Source organism: Rhizobium sp. CF080, from assembly GCF_000282095.2.
Taxonomy (GTDB): Bacteria; Pseudomonadota; Alphaproteobacteria; order Rhizobiales; family Rhizobiaceae; genus Neorhizobium.
The window spans coordinates 503,795-517,459 of record NZ_AKKC02000015.1 but is presented as its reverse complement, the minus strand read 5'-3'; the positions used below and the strand labels follow the sequence as shown (position 1 = coordinate 517,459).

Below are 13,665 nucleotides of genomic sequence, written 5' to 3'. Positions count from 1 at the left end.
ATCTGTAGGTCGAGTCATGCGTATGAAGAGTTCTCCGAAATTCGGAAAATCTGTAATCAAATTTGCCGTCGCGGCGCTGCTCGCCAGTGCTGCGACCGGGTGCAGTTCGGACGCAACGCGTTTCTCGGGGCTCTTTTCGAAATCCGACAACATCACGACGGCGTCCATACCGCAGCGACAGGGTGGTGGGGCCTATGGCCGCGCGCCAACGCCGCAAGCGGATCTCGGCTCGGGACAGGCTCAGGCTCTGCCGCCGATACCGCGGAACGACTACGGGTCGCGCAATACCGCCATGGCTCAGCCCTATCCCGGCAACTCCGGCGGTTATACCTCACCGGCACGCACGGCATCCGCTCCGGTCGCCGTACAACGCTCGGAATTGGCGGCGCCGACCGGTGCCACGCCACAGCGTAGTGCCGCCCCGATGGGCCGCGATCCGGCGACCCGCCAGGAAGCTCTCGCCCAGCCGTTCCCAGGCCGTCAACCGGCTGCCAACACGCTGGTCGCTCCGTCTGTCTCAACGCTGAAGGCCGACAATGTCGTCACCGGCACGACCGCAAAGCCGATGTCCGGCTGGTCCACGGTCAATGCGCCCAAGGTGACGCTGCGGCCCGGCGAAACGGTCTCGACCCTTTCCAAGCGTTATGGCGTTCCGGAAAAAGAAATCCTGAAGGCAAACGGCGGCGCCGTTGCCCCGGGCCAGTCCGTTATCATCCCGACCTTCGGCACGGCGCAGAATTCGGCCAAGAATGCGGCGGGTACGATCGATCTCCAGAACAAGGCTCCGGCACCTGCCCGCGAGCCCGACCAGAAACTCGCCGTTCTGCCGACGCCGGCACGCGACAAGGCGATTGCCGAACCCGCCAAGCTGACGCCTCCCGGCGACAAGCCGGTAGGTGGCACCTATGTGGTCAAGCCGGGCGACACGATCACCAAGATCGCTCGCGAGACCGGCACGCCGGTCGATCAGCTGAAGGCCGCCAACAACCTGACCTCCGGTGGCGTCCGGATCGGCCAGACGCTCAAGGTCGCGAACGGCGCTGCGGCTCCTGTCGCCGATCCGGTCAAGACGGCATCCATTCCGCAGAAGCCGGTCGAAAAGGCCGCAGCCGCGGCCCCGAAGCCGGCAGTCGCCGCTGCACCTGCTCAGGTCGCCCAGGTGTCTGTGGCACCGGCCGCAGCCAAGGCTGCTGTCGACAACGCATCGGTCGCCGACGTCGAGAAGAAGTCGGACACCGCCTCTGTAGCACCTCAGTCCACCGGCATCGGCAAGTATCGCTGGCCAGTCAACGGTGCGGTCATCGCCGGTTACGGCCAGAACGTCGACGGCAACCGCAATGACGGTATCGACATCTCGGTTCCGGAAGGCACGCCGATCAAGGCCGCCGAAAACGGTGTGGTCATCTATGCGGGCAACGGCCTGAAGCAGCTCGGCAATACGGTTCTCGTCCGTCACGACGACGGCAAGGTCACCGTGTACGGCCATGCCGGTAGCATCAATGTCACGCGCGGGCAGAAGATCACCCGCGGCCAGACGGTCGCCGCCTCCGGCATGAGTGGCGACGCGAAGCGCCCGCAGGTCCACTTCGAGGTCCGCAAGGACGCAACCCCGGTCAACCCGATTACCTTCCTTGAATAAGTAGTGCGTTTCAGGGGACGGAGAAAAGCCCGGCAGTGCCGGGCTTTTTGCGTTCTCAATCCTTGGAAAGCGGCTTCCTCAGCCGCCCGGCGAGATCCTGGATATATTGCCACGCGACGCGGCCCGAACGCCCGCCACGGGTCGTCGCCCATTCGAGCGCCTCGTGATGCAAGGTTTCCTGATCGAGGCCGAGGTCGAAATGCTCGGCATAACCGTCGATCATCTTCAGATAGTCGTCCTGGCTGCATTTGTGGAAGCCGAGCCACAGGCCGAACCGATCCGAGAGCGACACCTTTTCCTCAACGGCCTCGGACGGATTGATCGCCGTCGACTGCTCGTTCTCCATCATGTGGCGCGGCAGGAGATGGCGGCGGTTGGACGTCGCGTAGAACAGAACGTTGTCCGGCCGCCCCTCGATACCGCCGTCGAGCGCTGCCTTCAGCGATTTGTAGGCGGTATCGTCGTGATCGAAGGAAAGATCGTCACAGAACACGATGACGCGCTGGCCGGAAGCTTTCAGGATATCGAGCAGGGCAGGGAGCGAGGCGATGTCCTCGCGATGCACTTCGACGAGCTTCAGCGAGATGCCGGTTGCGGCGCGCACGTCCTCGTGGACGGCCTTGACCAGCGAGGACTTGCCCATGCCGCGGGCGCCCCAGAGGAGCACGTTGTTGGCCGCAAAGCCTTCCGCGAACCGCAGCGTGTTTTCATGCAGGATATCGCGCACGTGGTCGACCCCGCGGATCAGCGTCAGGGCAACCCGGTTCGGACGTGGCACCGGCTGCAGGCGCTGGTTTGCCGGTACCCAGACGAAGCAGTCGGCGGCGTTCCAGTCGTTGATGGCCGGCGGAGGGCCCGCAAGCCGTTCCAGCGCATCCGCAAGCCTGCGGACCTCGGTCAGGATCAGGGTGTTGAAGTCGTCGCTCATGGTATTTCTCCGGTCGCATCGGCCAGTTTTTGAGCCTTTTTGCTGCGGTAACATGCTCGTTAGCGCATCAAAAGCCTGAGAGCCGTGGATTCGGTACTCCGGCCGGCGTGTTTCTGTTGCATTCCGGCCTATCGCAACTATATTCCGGCGGCTTGAAACGGGGGCCTTGGCGTCTCCGGTAATCTTAGGAGTTTTCGATGTTCATTACCGAAGCATTCGCCCAGGCCCCAGCCGCAGCACCGGGAGCTTCCGCGTTCGGCTCCGGCCTTGAGATGCTCTTCCTCTTCGCGCCCCTGATGGTGGTCTGGTATTTCTTCCTGATCCGTCCGCAGCGCGCCCAGGCCAAGAAGCGCCAGGAAACGCTGTCCAACGTCCGCCGCGGCGACCAGGTCGTTCTCGGCGGCGGCATCACCGGCAAGGTGACCAAGGTTATCGACGACGCCGAAGTGGAAGTCGAAATCGCCGAAGGCGTGAAGATCCGCGCCATGCGCGCCTATATCGCCGAAGTCCGCGTCAAGGGCGAGCCGGTCAAGACCGAACCGGCAAAGACCGGAACGGCTTCCTAAGGCCTATCGCCGAAGCTGGGCCCTGCATGGCTGCAGGGCCTTGAAACTCAAGGAGCCGGATCATCTCCCGGCTCGCAACTTTTTGGAAAGCATGCGACCTATGGCGAAAGGCATCGAAATCCGCGACGCCCATTTTCCCGGTCGCGCTCCGATCGATGCCTATGGCAATGGCGGTTTCCGCTTTGCCGACATGTCGCATCGCGGCTCGCTGCTCTGCCTTCCCTCCGGGATCTATGGTTGGGAGCTGCAGGAAGGTGAGCCGCTGACGGTCGCCTCCCTGATGAAGGTGCTTGCCGAAGCGAGTGAAATTGAAGTGCTGCTTGTCGGCATGGGGGCCAACCTCAAGCCGATACCGGCAGACGTGAAGGCGGCCCTGAAAGCAAAGGGCATCGCCTCCGATCCGATGAGCACCGGTGCGGCCGTGCGCACCTTCAACATCATGCTGGCCGAATCGCGCGCCGTCGCCGCCGCCCTGATCGCTGTCTAGGATATGGCCGATCCAGCCAGACAGAACGGAGATATCTGCCTCGCGATGCTTCGTGAGACCGATCGTGATCGTTATCTCGCCTGCCTTCTCTCGCCACAGGACAAGCGCGGGGCACTTGCGGCGCTCTATGCCTTCAACGCCGAGCTTGCCCGGGTCCGCGACGTGGTGCGTGAACCGCTGCCCGGTGAAATCCGCCTTCAATGGTGGCGCGACCTCCTGGAAGGCAGTGCCCAGGGCGACAGCACCGGCAACCCGATCGCCGCCGGCCTGCTCGAGGCGATCGAGACCTATCGGCTGCCGCGCCAGACGCTCGTTAATATGATCGAGGCGCGCATCTTCGACCTCTACGACGATCCGCTTACCGACCGCAACGCGCTCGAAGGCTATGCCGGCGAGACCGCTTCGGCGCTGATCCAGCTCGCGAGCCTGATTCTTTCGCCCGTCGATGCCGCAAGATCTGCCGAGACGGCAGGCCATGCAGGCGTTGCCCAGGCGATCGCCGGTTTCCTGCTCCTGATGCCGATCCATCGCCGCCGTCACCAACTCTACCTGCCGCTCGATATTCTCTCGGCGACCGGGCTCGAGCGTGATACATTCCTGCGTGGCGACGACAAGCCACGGATTTCCGCTGCGGTCGAAGCTTTTGCCGGGCTCGGGCTGGAACATCTGGCTAAGGCCAGAAACTCGGAAACCGTCCCGGCCGTCGTCTTTCCGGCCTATCTGCCGGTGGCGCTTGCGGAACCGGTTCTGCGCCGTGCCGCACGTGCCGGTGCATCGGTGCTCGACACCACCCTGCAACTGCCGCAATGGCGGCGGCAATTGCGGCTCATGAAGGCCTCCGTCACCAGACGCTTTTGAAGGGCGTCAAATTCGCGCAAGGCTCGCCCGCTAAGGGAAGCAAGCAGAAATCCGTCGCCATCATAAGGAGAAGCGGTGTGAGCCCCGTTGTCGTCTGGTCGATCATCTTCGTGCTTCTTATGGCGCTCGCCTATTACGTCACGCGTATGTCCGGCAAGGATAGGGACAAGGACGGCAATCTGCATGATACGGGCGTGGCCATCCTCGAGTTCGGTCGCGCCTTTCCCAATGAAGCTATCCGCAGCCTGCATGTGACGGCCAATGGCGATGCCATTTTCGTGCGCCTGCACGACAACAAGGCCGGCTTCATGCGCAGCCACCGCAACCACTATGCCTGCTTCCTGATCGAGCCCGGCCGGGTGCGCGTCTCGCCCCTGCCGAATGCCAAGGGTTTCACCGTCGAGTTTCTCGACGCGTCGACGCAGAACGGCACCTACCTCTTCTCGACGGAAAAGGAGGCGGCCGAAGTCGCCCTCTGGCTGCTCGACAACTATGTCAGCGTTGCCGATCGCGATATCGAGGAAAAGCCGGCGTCGCCCGCCGGGGGTATCAGCCCCGACCGAGCCAACTAGCGCAATCCTGAAGCGCTCGGGCGGAGAGCAGCTGCCGCTTCATCACCGTCTTATCCTTGCCGCGGAAACGCTTGACGCCCTCCGGCTTGACGATCGAGCCCGGCTCCAGCTCCGGAAACAGCCCGAAATTGACGTTCATCGGCTGGAACGAGCGCTTGCCCGGCTCGTCGTCCGAAACGAGATGTCCGCCGGTGATATGGCCGAGCAGCGAACCAAAGGCGGTCGTCGCCGGTGGAGCCGAGAGCGTTTCGCCCTTGCGTTCAGCTGCGGCGAATCGCCCGGCGAGCAGCCCGATCGCCGCACTTTCCACATAACCCTCGCAGCCGGTGATCTGACCGGCGAATCGCAGGCCCGGCCGACTTTTCAGCGTCAGCGATTTATCGAGCAAAACGGGCGAGTGGATATAGGTGTTGCGGTGCAGGCCGCCGAGCCTTGCGAATTCGGCATTCTGCAATCCGGGAATCATCCGGAAGATATCCGCCTGGGCACCGTATTTCAGCTTCGTCTGAAAACCGACCATGTTGTAGAGCGTGCCGAGCGCGTTGTCCTGCCGAAGCTGCACGACCGCATAGGCCTTGACCGTCGGATTGTGCGCATTGGTGAGCCCCATCGGTTTCATTGGCCCGTGGCGCAGCGTCTCGCGGCCGCGTTCGGCCATCACTTCGATCGGCAGGCAGCCGTCGAAATAGGGCGTGCCTTCCCATTCCTTGAAACCGACCGTATCGCCGGCGATTAGCGCGTCGACGAAGGCGTTATACTGCGCTTCGTCCATCGGGCAGTTGATATAGTCCTTGCCGGTGCCGCCCGGGCCGACCTTGTCGTAGCGCGACTGATACCAGCAGATGTCCATGTCGATCGAATCACGATGTACGATCGGCGCGATGGCGTCGAAGAAGGCGAGTTGATCCTCGCCCGTTTCCGCCTGGATCGCGGCTGCCAGAGCCGGTGAGGTGAGGGGGCCGGTGGCGATGATCGCCAGATCCCATTCCTTCGGCGGCAGGCCCTGGATTTCTTCGCGCACGATGGTGATCAGCGGGTGTTTTTCGATCGCTTCCGTGACGGCATCGGAAAATCCGTCGCGGTCGACGGCAAGTGCGCCGCCGGCTGGGACCTGGTGCCTGTCGGCAGACGCGATGATCAGCGACCCGGCAAGCCGCATCTCCGCATGGATGACGCCGACGGCGTTCGCCGTCGCATCGTCGGAGCGGAAGGAATTCGAGCAGACGAGCTCGGCAAGTCCGTCCGTCTTGTGCGCATCAGTGCCGCGCACGCCGCGCATTTCGTGGAGAATCACCGGCACACCAGCAGACGCGATCTGCCAGGCGGCCTCGGAACCGGCAAGGCCGCCGCCGACGACATGGATGGGAGCCGGAGAAGGCGAAGAGGGAGAATTATTGCTCATGGCCGGCTCAATATCACGCCAATTGCCGGACCGGAATCAAAAAGGCACCTGATAAGGTGCCTTCGATACGTCCTTGGGTGTCCTCTCGGACCGCATATTCTCGCCGCGACGGCTTACACCGCGCGGGTCCGCCTGCGAGAAGCGGATTAACGGAAAGAGCGGGCCGCGATGTGGCGGATGTCGTAACGGGTCAGACCGATGTCGCTGAGGGCCTGGCTCGAAAGATTTCCAAGCTCGTTCATCGTGCGGCGGTAGCTGATCCAGTTCTTGGCGATACGGATCGGGTTCATGGTTGTTTCCTCAAGATTTTTCCTGATGCTCTGTCGTCATCAGCGATGAGGGTCTTATACATCCGCATAATAAGAATGTGCAGTGCAAAAAATGTGCGACTGCCATGCAAATGTGCAATGGATCGCTGAAAATTGCGGCTCAGTCTGAAAAATGGGCAGATATTTGAAGTATTAAATTTCTATGAACAAAAAGAAAAAGCGCCTCCCGAAGGAGGCGCTTTTTGGACGGTTCAGCGATGTCTGCGCGAGGCTTAGAAGCCGACTGCAGTCCGTGCGACCCGGCGGATGTCGGCGCGGCCGATGCCGAGGTCGTTGAGCTCGCGGTCGCTCATGCGGCCGAGTTCGTTGACGGTTTCGCGGTACTTGCGCCAGGTGGTGATTTTCTGTGCGATGTTCATGATCTTGTCCCTTTCTAGGCCCTTGCCAGCAGCCCGTTTGGCGCTGACTTCAATCTCATGACCGCTAATATATGCTGCGCTGCGAAAAGTAACAGCGCCCATTCGGTATGCCACCTATGCGCCTGACGCATTACGAGATCGTTTACCATGCGGAAGTGATGAAAGAGTGGGCGATTTAAAGGCAGATCGCATGCTGCAGGACAAAAAATAACGCCCACCGGGGGAGGAGGTCCGGTGGGCGTCATTTGTAACGACTGGCGATATGGGAGGAGGAGGACCGCCAGTCCCACGGGCCAACGCTGGGAGGAGGAGTGCGCGGCCCGAATTCCTGTCACGGGAAACTTCCCGAGGGCATCTGCATGTTCAGGGCGGGCGCCAAACCGTCCGAACCAGAGAGATTGAAACCTTCAATCAATCTCTGCATTTACATATTACGAGACCGTAGCGAAATTGTGCAGTGCAATATCAGAATGGATGGCATGCGGTTCTTGCATGGCTCGCATCGCCATTGAATCCAATGTACACATTAGAATTTAATAAAAAGTTAATTATCCCTATGAATCCCCGATCCGATCGCGGGCAAACAGACAACAAAATTGCCTGTCCACGGCGCTTTCTCCGAACTGCCAAAAAAGCGTCATTTTCCCTTTGCGCGCGCCAAAACGGGTGATATAGAGACGCGCGCTCCGGAAGGCCTTGGGCCACGAGGATTTTCGACGCGGCTGGGGCGCGGGTATGGTGAAATTGGTAGACACGCCAGATTTAGGTTCTGGTGCCGCAAGGCGTGGGAGTTCAAGTCTCTCTACCCGCACCAGAACCGCCCCGCATCAAAACCGCCAGGAGTGCGGTCCGAGCCGGTTCTGGCTAAAGGATCGGCGCTCCTTGAAGCCGCGGCCGGTCTCTCAAAGTTCCGGCGATGTGCTCATTGAAACCAACGGCTGTCTGAGCACCGCCGCCACGATATGAAGGTATGAAAATGCAGGTTACCGAAACGCTCGCTGAAGGGCTGAAGCGCGAAATCAAGGTCGTAATCCCCAAGCGGGATATGGAAGCGCAGCTGAACGTGCGCCTCGCCGACGCCAAGGACAAGGTCCGCATCAACGGTTTCCGTCCGGGCAAGGTGCCGATCGCTCATCTGAAGAAGATGTACGGCAAGTCGATCATGGCGGATCTCGTCAACGAGATCGTCCGTGAGCGCCCGACCGAGATCCTCACCGACCGCGGCGAGAAGTCGGCGACACAGCCGTCGGTCGCCATGACCGAGGACGAGAAGGAAGCGGAAAAGATCCTCAACGCCGAGGTCGATTTCGAATTCACGCTCTCCTACGAAGTCATCCCTGAGATCGAACTGCAGCCGACCGACGGCCTTTCCGTCATTCGTGAAGTCGTCGAAGTCACCGAAGACGAAGTCAACGAACAGATCGAGAAGATCGCCGAAAGCGCCCGCACCTTCGAGACCAAGACCGGCAAGGCCGCCAATGGCGACCGCGTCACCATGAACTATCTCGGCAAGGTCGACGGCGTTGCCTTCGATGGCGGCACCGCCGAAGATGCCGAACTGGTTCTCGGCTCCGGCCGCTTCATTCCGGGCTTCGAAGACCAGCTCGTCGGCGTCAAGGCCGGTGATGAAAAGACCATCAACGTAACCTTCCCGACCGAATACCCGGCCGCCAACCTCGCCGGCAAGGAAGCCACCTTCGACGTCACCGTCAAGGAAGTCGCAGCTCCCGCCGCTCTCGAGATCAACGACGAACTTGCCTCCAAGCTCGGCATCGAATCCGTCGATCGCCTGAAGGAGATCGTCCGCGGCCAGATCGAAAGCCAGTACGGCAACGTCACCCGCCAGAAGGTCAAGCGTCAGATCCTCGACCAGCTCGACGGCATGTACCAGTTCGACACCCCGCAGGGCCTCGTTGACGCCGAATTCGACAATATCTGGCGTCAGATCAACACCGACCTGCAGCAATCCGGCAAGACCTTCGCAGACGAAGAGACGACCGAGGAAGATGCACGCGTCGAATACCGCAAGCTTGCCGAACGTCGCGTTCGTCTCGGCCTGGTTCTCTCCGAGATCGGCGAACAGGCCGGCGTCGAAGTGACCGAGGAAGAAATGCAGCGCGCCCTCTATGCGCAGCTCCAGCAGTTCCCGGGTCAGCAGAAGGAAATCCTCGATTTCTTCCGCAACACCCCCGGCGCTTCCGCTTCGCTGCGCGCGCCGATCTTCGAAGAAAAGGTCATCGACAAGCTGCTCACCGAGATCAACGTCACCGACAAGGTCGTGACCAAGGAAGAGCTGATGGCTGAAGACGAAGAGGGCTCTGAAGGCGCCGAGAAGCCGGCCAAGAAGAAGGCTGCTCCTAAGAAGGCTGCGAAGGCCGAGGCTGCTGACGAAGCCGCCGAAGGCGAAGAAGCCGCCGCTCCCAAGAAGAAGGCTGCTCCGAAGAAGAAGGCCGCTGAAGACAGCGCCGAATAAGCTTCGCATTGATTGTGTAGAAAAGCCGGGTCGGCGACGACCCGGCTTTTTGTTGTGATGAAACCTTTCGAGTCCGCCGCCCATGATCCGTATCGAAAACATCAGCAAATCGAACAGCCACCGCATTCTCTTCATCGAGGCGGCCGCGGCGCTGAACCGTGGCGAGAAGATCGGCCTCGTCGGCCCGAACGGCGCCGGCAAGACGACGCTCTTCCGCATGATCACCGGCTCTGAAATGCCGGACGAGGGGCAGGTCTCCGTCGAGAAGAACGTCACGGTTGGCTATTTCAACCAGGATGTCGGCGAGATGGCCGGCCGCAGTGCCGTCACCGAGGTGATGGATGGTGCAGGTCCGGTGAGCACCGTCGCCGCCGAACTGCACGAACTCGAATCGGCGATGGTCGATCCGGACCGCCTGGACGAGATGGACCAGATCATCGAGCGTTATGGCGAGGTACAGGCGCGCTACGAGGAACTTGACGGCTATGGCCTCGAAGGCCGCGCCCGCGAAGTGCTCGCCGGCCTGAGCTTCACCCAGGAGATGATGGATGGCGATGTCGGCAAGCTGTCCGGCGGCTGGAAGATGCGCGTGGCGCTCGCCCGCATCCTGCTGATGCGCCCGGATGTCATGCTGCTCGACGAACCGAGCAACCACTTGGACCTCGAAAGCCTGATATGGCTGGAGCAGTTCCTCAAAGGGTATGACGGCGCGCTGCTGATGACCTCGCACGACCGCGAGTTCATGAACCGCATCGTCACCAAGATCATCGAGATCGATGGTGGGGCGCTCACCACCTATTCCGGCGACTACGGCTTCTACGAGCAGCAGCGGGCGCAGAACGAAAAGCAGCAGCAGGCGCAGTTCGAGCGCCAGCAGGCGATGCTCGCCAAGGAGATCAAGTTCATCGAGCGCTTCAAGGCCCGCGCCAGCCATGCGGCGCAGGTGCAGAGCCGGGTCAAGAAGCTCGACAAGATCGAGCGCGTCGAGCCGCCGAAGCGCCGCCAGGCGGTCGCCTTTGAATTCCAGCCGGCCCCGCGTTCCGGTGAAGACGTGGTCAACATCAAGAATGTCGTCAAGCGATACGGCAGCCGCTCGATCTACGAAGGTCTCGACTTCATGGTGAAGCGGCGCGAGCGCTGGTGCATCATGGGCGTCAACGGCGCCGGCAAATCGACGCTGCTGAAACTGGTGACGGGCTCGACAGAGCCGGACGAAGGCAGCGTCGCGATCGGCGCCAGCGTCAAGATGGGCTATTTCGCCCAGCACGCCATGGATCTGCTCGACGGCGACCTGACCGTCTTCGAATGGCTGGAGGAACAGTTTCCGCGCGCAGGGCAGGGATCGCTCCGCGCGCTTTCCGGCTGCTTCGGCTTTTCAGGCGATGACGTCGAGAAGAAATGCCGGGTGCTGTCCGGTGGCGAGAAGGCGCGGCTGGTGATGGCCGCCATGCTGTTCGACCCGCCGAATTTCCTCGTTCTCGACGAGCCGACCAACCACCTCGACCTCGACACCAAGGAGATGTTGATCAAGGCCCTGTCGGAATATGAGGGCACCATGCTGTTCGTCAGCCACGACCGGCATTTCCTGGCCGAACTGTCGAATCGCGTGCTCGAACTGACCCCCGACGGTATCCAGCGTTATGACGGTGGATATACGGAATATGTGGAACGGACCGGTTACGAAGCGCCGGGGCTGAGGAGCTAAAGGCCGACGCAAGAGCGGAGGCAGGCACCGCGGCCATTGAACGGGAAATCAACTTTCCGTTAGGACGACCGTCGTATGACGTCTTTTCCGGCCTGCGCGGGAAGCGTCGATCGAAGACATTCGCCGCCAAGTCGGGCTGCAACCGGAACACTTTTCCACCTAGTTTTGATTGTCTCATATGGCGTTTGATCTGAATCGGTTTTTGAGGTATCCCTTTTCCCGCCGTGGCGATTTCTGGAATTATACCGCAGGGGGATTATTCATGACGGCGAGCGATAAGGCCCTTCTCCGACCGGCAATCGGTCTGGTTGGAATGATGTTCCTGTCGGCGTGCACGTCGGCGCAAACGACGTCGTCCATCTCGCCCGCCACCGCAACGGTGAAGGCGACGCCGGTCCCCAAGAAACAGGTCTACCACTATACGCCCGCCGATCGCGACTGCATGAAGCGTGCGATGTATTTCGAGTCCCAGCGGTCGAGCCGCGACGGGCTGATGGCGGTCGGCACCGTGATCATGAACAGGCTGACCTCGGAGGCCTATCCGCCCACCATTTGCGGCATCGTCGCTCAGGAAAGGCAATTCGCCCCGGGCGTGATGACCCGGGCGATGAATGAGGAAACGGTGCCTGAACTCGATGCGGCCGTCGATGCGATCATTCGCGGCGAGCGGAACCCGGAAGTCAAGGACGCCATGTTCTTCCATACGGCCGGCCTGCGCTTCCCCTATCAGAACATGCACTATGTGACGGTTGCCGGCGGCAATGCGTTTTACGAGAAGCGCGACAGGGACGGCGAGCTGCAGACGCCGCCGCCGAAGCCGGTCGATGAATATGTACTCGCGCTGGTCAAGAGCAATCCCGACCCGTTTAGCCTGATCCAGGCCAAGGAATTCGACGTTGCCTCCATCCCGACGACGACGGCCCCCGGCCCGGATCCGATGGTGGCGATGAACGTGCCGGTTCCGATCGAACGGCCGGATCCGCTGGCGATCCGCCCGACAGGTGCACAGCCGGCAACGGTCCCTGTCGCGCAGGTGGTCCTCGCCAGCTCCATGACCAACGAATGGATGCTGCGTTTCGACGCCGGCAACGCGAGCAGCCCGGCACGGACCCCGACGCCAACGCCGTCGCCCAAGCGGTTGCCGGCCGGAACGACCGCTGACCGCTAAAGCTCATCCAGCCTTCTGCAGCTCGGCCGCGGCGGCATTGTCCTTGTCGTTGGCCCGCTGATAGGCCTCCCGCAGAGCGAGCCGGCCGAAATACTGTTCGAATGCGGCGCGTTTTTCGATCGTGCCGAACTGCAGGCCGTAACCGAGCTGCGAGCCGACATAGATGTCCGCGGCGCTGAACGTGTCGCCGGCGATATAGGCGTTCGCCCGGACGGCAGCTTCCAGCGTATCCATCACGTCCTGATAGGTGCCGTAACCGACCATCCGCTCGCGTTCCTTCGGCACTTCGAAGCCGAGCACGCGGTTGCTGACGGCTGCTTCCAGCGGACCGGCCGCAAAGAACATCCAGCGGTAATAATCGGCTCGCTTGGCGGGGGCAGGCGCAAGACCCGCTTGCGGAAAGGCATCCGCCAGATAGGCGCAGATCGCCGCACATTCGGTAACGACGGTCTTGCCGTGCACGATGCTCGGCACCTTGCCCATCGGGTTGACGCATTTATAAGTGTCGCCCTTCATCGTCGTGCCGAAATGCAGGATTTCGGTACGATAGGGGACGCCGACCTCTTCCAGCATCCAACGGGCAATCCGGCCGCGCGACATCGGATTCGTATAGAGTAGCAGTTCATCTGCCATGCAATCCTCCCGGAAGTTATGTCCTATGTTTTGGCGCACCTTCATTCCCAATCAAGGCGCCGAGGCGAATTAGAGGGCCTTTCGGTATTGGATGAAGCCGGAATTTTGGGCGATGCGGTCGTAAAGCCGCCTTGCGGCGGCATTGCTTTCCTGCGTCAGCCAGTAGAGCCGACCGGCGCCTTTTGCCCGTGCGAGGTCCGCCACTGCCTCGATCAGGGCTGCGCCGGTTCCCCGGCCGCGCAAGGTATTCTTGACATAGAGGTCCTGCAGATAGCAGGTCCATTCGGGCAGCCAACAGGACCGGTGGAAGACGACATGCGCGATGGCGATCATCTTGCCGGTCTCGTCGAATGCGCCGAGCGCGTGCATCGGCTCGGCGGGATCATGAAACCGGCTCCAGGTGACATCGTACATCTCCTTTGGCAGCACGGTCTCGTAGAAGCGCAGATAGGCTTCCCAGAGCGGCTCCCAGGCGGCGCGGTCGGCTGGCTTGAGCGGACGGATGATCGCAGGTGTCGTCGTGGCGGTCATGGCGAAACTCCCTCA

General features: G+C 61.5%; 14 protein-coding genes and 1 tRNA gene. 9 read left to right on the top strand and 6 right to left on the bottom strand.

The features are described 5' to 3' along the window. Positions 1-16 precede the first annotated feature (16 nt). Positions 17-1,639: a peptidoglycan DD-metalloendopeptidase family protein gene (locus PMI07_RS29600; RefSeq protein WP_007754672.1), complete on the top strand. Its 1,623-nt coding sequence runs from the start codon at positions 17-19 to the stop codon at positions 1,637-1,639. 55 nt (positions 1,640-1,694) lie between these two features. On the opposite strand, the gene PMI07_RS29595 is transcribed toward PMI07_RS29600, so the two are convergent. Beyond that, positions 1,695-2,567, bottom strand: a complete 873-nt coding sequence (locus PMI07_RS29595; protein WP_007754669.1) for an ATP-binding protein — start codon at positions 2,565-2,567, stop codon at positions 1,695-1,697. A 197-nt stretch (positions 2,568-2,764) separates the two neighbouring features. Between PMI07_RS29595 and yajC the strand changes: the two genes are divergently transcribed. From yajC to PMI07_RS29575, 4 genes are all read left to right on the top strand, one after another. Beyond that, positions 2,765-3,133: a preprotein translocase subunit YajC gene (yajC, locus tag PMI07_RS29590; protein ID WP_007754668.1), complete on the top strand. Its 369-nt coding sequence runs from the start codon at positions 2,765-2,767 to the stop codon at positions 3,131-3,133. A 100-nt stretch (positions 3,134-3,233) separates the two neighbouring features. Beyond that, positions 3,234-3,620, top strand: coding sequence for an Mth938-like domain-containing protein (locus PMI07_RS29585; RefSeq protein ID WP_037088613.1), 387 nt, complete (start codon positions 3,234-3,236; stop codon positions 3,618-3,620). Between the two features lie 3 nt (positions 3,621-3,623). Further along, positions 3,624-4,478, top strand: a complete 855-nt coding sequence (locus PMI07_RS29580; protein ID WP_037088612.1) for a phytoene/squalene synthase family protein — start codon at positions 3,624-3,626, stop codon at positions 4,476-4,478. Between the two features lie 119 nt (positions 4,479-4,597). After that, positions 4,598-5,050: a hypothetical protein gene (locus tag PMI07_RS29575; protein ID WP_051484293.1), complete on the top strand. Its 453-nt coding sequence runs from the start codon at positions 4,598-4,600 to the stop codon at positions 5,048-5,050. On the opposite strand, the gene trmFO is transcribed toward PMI07_RS29575, so the two are convergent. From trmFO to PMI07_RS34595, 3 genes are all read right to left on the bottom strand, one after another. After that, a complete protein-coding gene (gene trmFO / locus PMI07_RS29570; protein WP_007762198.1) occupies positions 5,028-6,452 on the bottom strand; it encodes a methylenetetrahydrofolate--tRNA-(uracil(54)-C(5))-methyltransferase (FADH(2)-oxidizing) TrmFO in 1,425 nt (474 codons plus the stop codon). The genes PMI07_RS29575 and trmFO overlap by 23 nt on opposite strands. A 146-nt stretch (positions 6,453-6,598) precedes the next feature. Beyond that, on the bottom strand, positions 6,599-6,742 hold the full coding sequence (locus PMI07_RS34600; RefSeq protein WP_007762204.1) for a DUF1127 domain-containing protein: 144 nt from the start codon (positions 6,740-6,742) through the stop codon (positions 6,599-6,601). 251 nt (positions 6,743-6,993) lie between these two features. Continuing rightward, on the bottom strand, positions 6,994-7,140 hold the full coding sequence (locus tag PMI07_RS34595; RefSeq protein WP_081761000.1) for a DUF1127 domain-containing protein: 147 nt from the start codon (positions 7,138-7,140) through the stop codon (positions 6,994-6,996). Positions 7,141-7,869: 729 nt separating this feature from the next. Here PMI07_RS34595 and PMI07_RS29565 point away from each other — a divergent pair. The 4 genes from PMI07_RS29565 to PMI07_RS33855 all read left to right on the top strand — a co-directional run bounded on the left by PMI07_RS29565 (position 7,870) and on the right by PMI07_RS33855 (position 12,486). After that, positions 7,870-7,954 (top strand) — tRNA-Leu (locus tag PMI07_RS29565). A gap of 162 nt (positions 7,955-8,116) precedes the next feature. Next, complete coding sequence (tig, locus tag PMI07_RS29560) at positions 8,117-9,613, top strand: trigger factor (RefSeq protein WP_007762213.1); 1,497 nt, start codon at positions 8,117-8,119, stop codon at positions 9,611-9,613. Positions 9,614-9,695: 82 nt separating this feature from the next. Next, positions 9,696-11,318, top strand: a complete 1,623-nt coding sequence (locus PMI07_RS29555; RefSeq protein ID WP_024164272.1) for an ABC-F family ATP-binding cassette domain-containing protein — start codon at positions 9,696-9,698, stop codon at positions 11,316-11,318. A gap of 262 nt (positions 11,319-11,580) precedes the next feature. Further along, a complete protein-coding gene (locus PMI07_RS33855; protein WP_007773371.1) occupies positions 11,581-12,486 on the top strand; it encodes a cell wall hydrolase in 906 nt (301 codons plus the stop codon). A 3-nt stretch (positions 12,487-12,489) separates the two neighbouring features. On the opposite strand, the gene PMI07_RS29545 is transcribed toward PMI07_RS33855, so the two are convergent. Together PMI07_RS29545 and PMI07_RS29540 are read right to left on the bottom strand one after the other, a co-directional pair. Next, positions 12,490-13,119 carry a glutathione S-transferase N-terminal domain-containing protein gene (locus PMI07_RS29545; RefSeq protein ID WP_007773369.1) on the bottom strand — a complete coding sequence of 210 codons (630 nt, stop codon included), beginning with the start codon at positions 13,117-13,119 and terminating at the stop codon, positions 12,490-12,492. A gap of 69 nt (positions 13,120-13,188) precedes the next feature. Next, the gene (locus PMI07_RS29540; RefSeq protein ID WP_024164271.1) at positions 13,189-13,650 is read right to left on the bottom strand and encodes a GNAT family N-acetyltransferase; all 462 of its coding nucleotides are present in this window, start codon (positions 13,648-13,650) and stop codon (positions 13,189-13,191) included. Positions 13,651-13,665 lie beyond the last annotated feature (15 nt).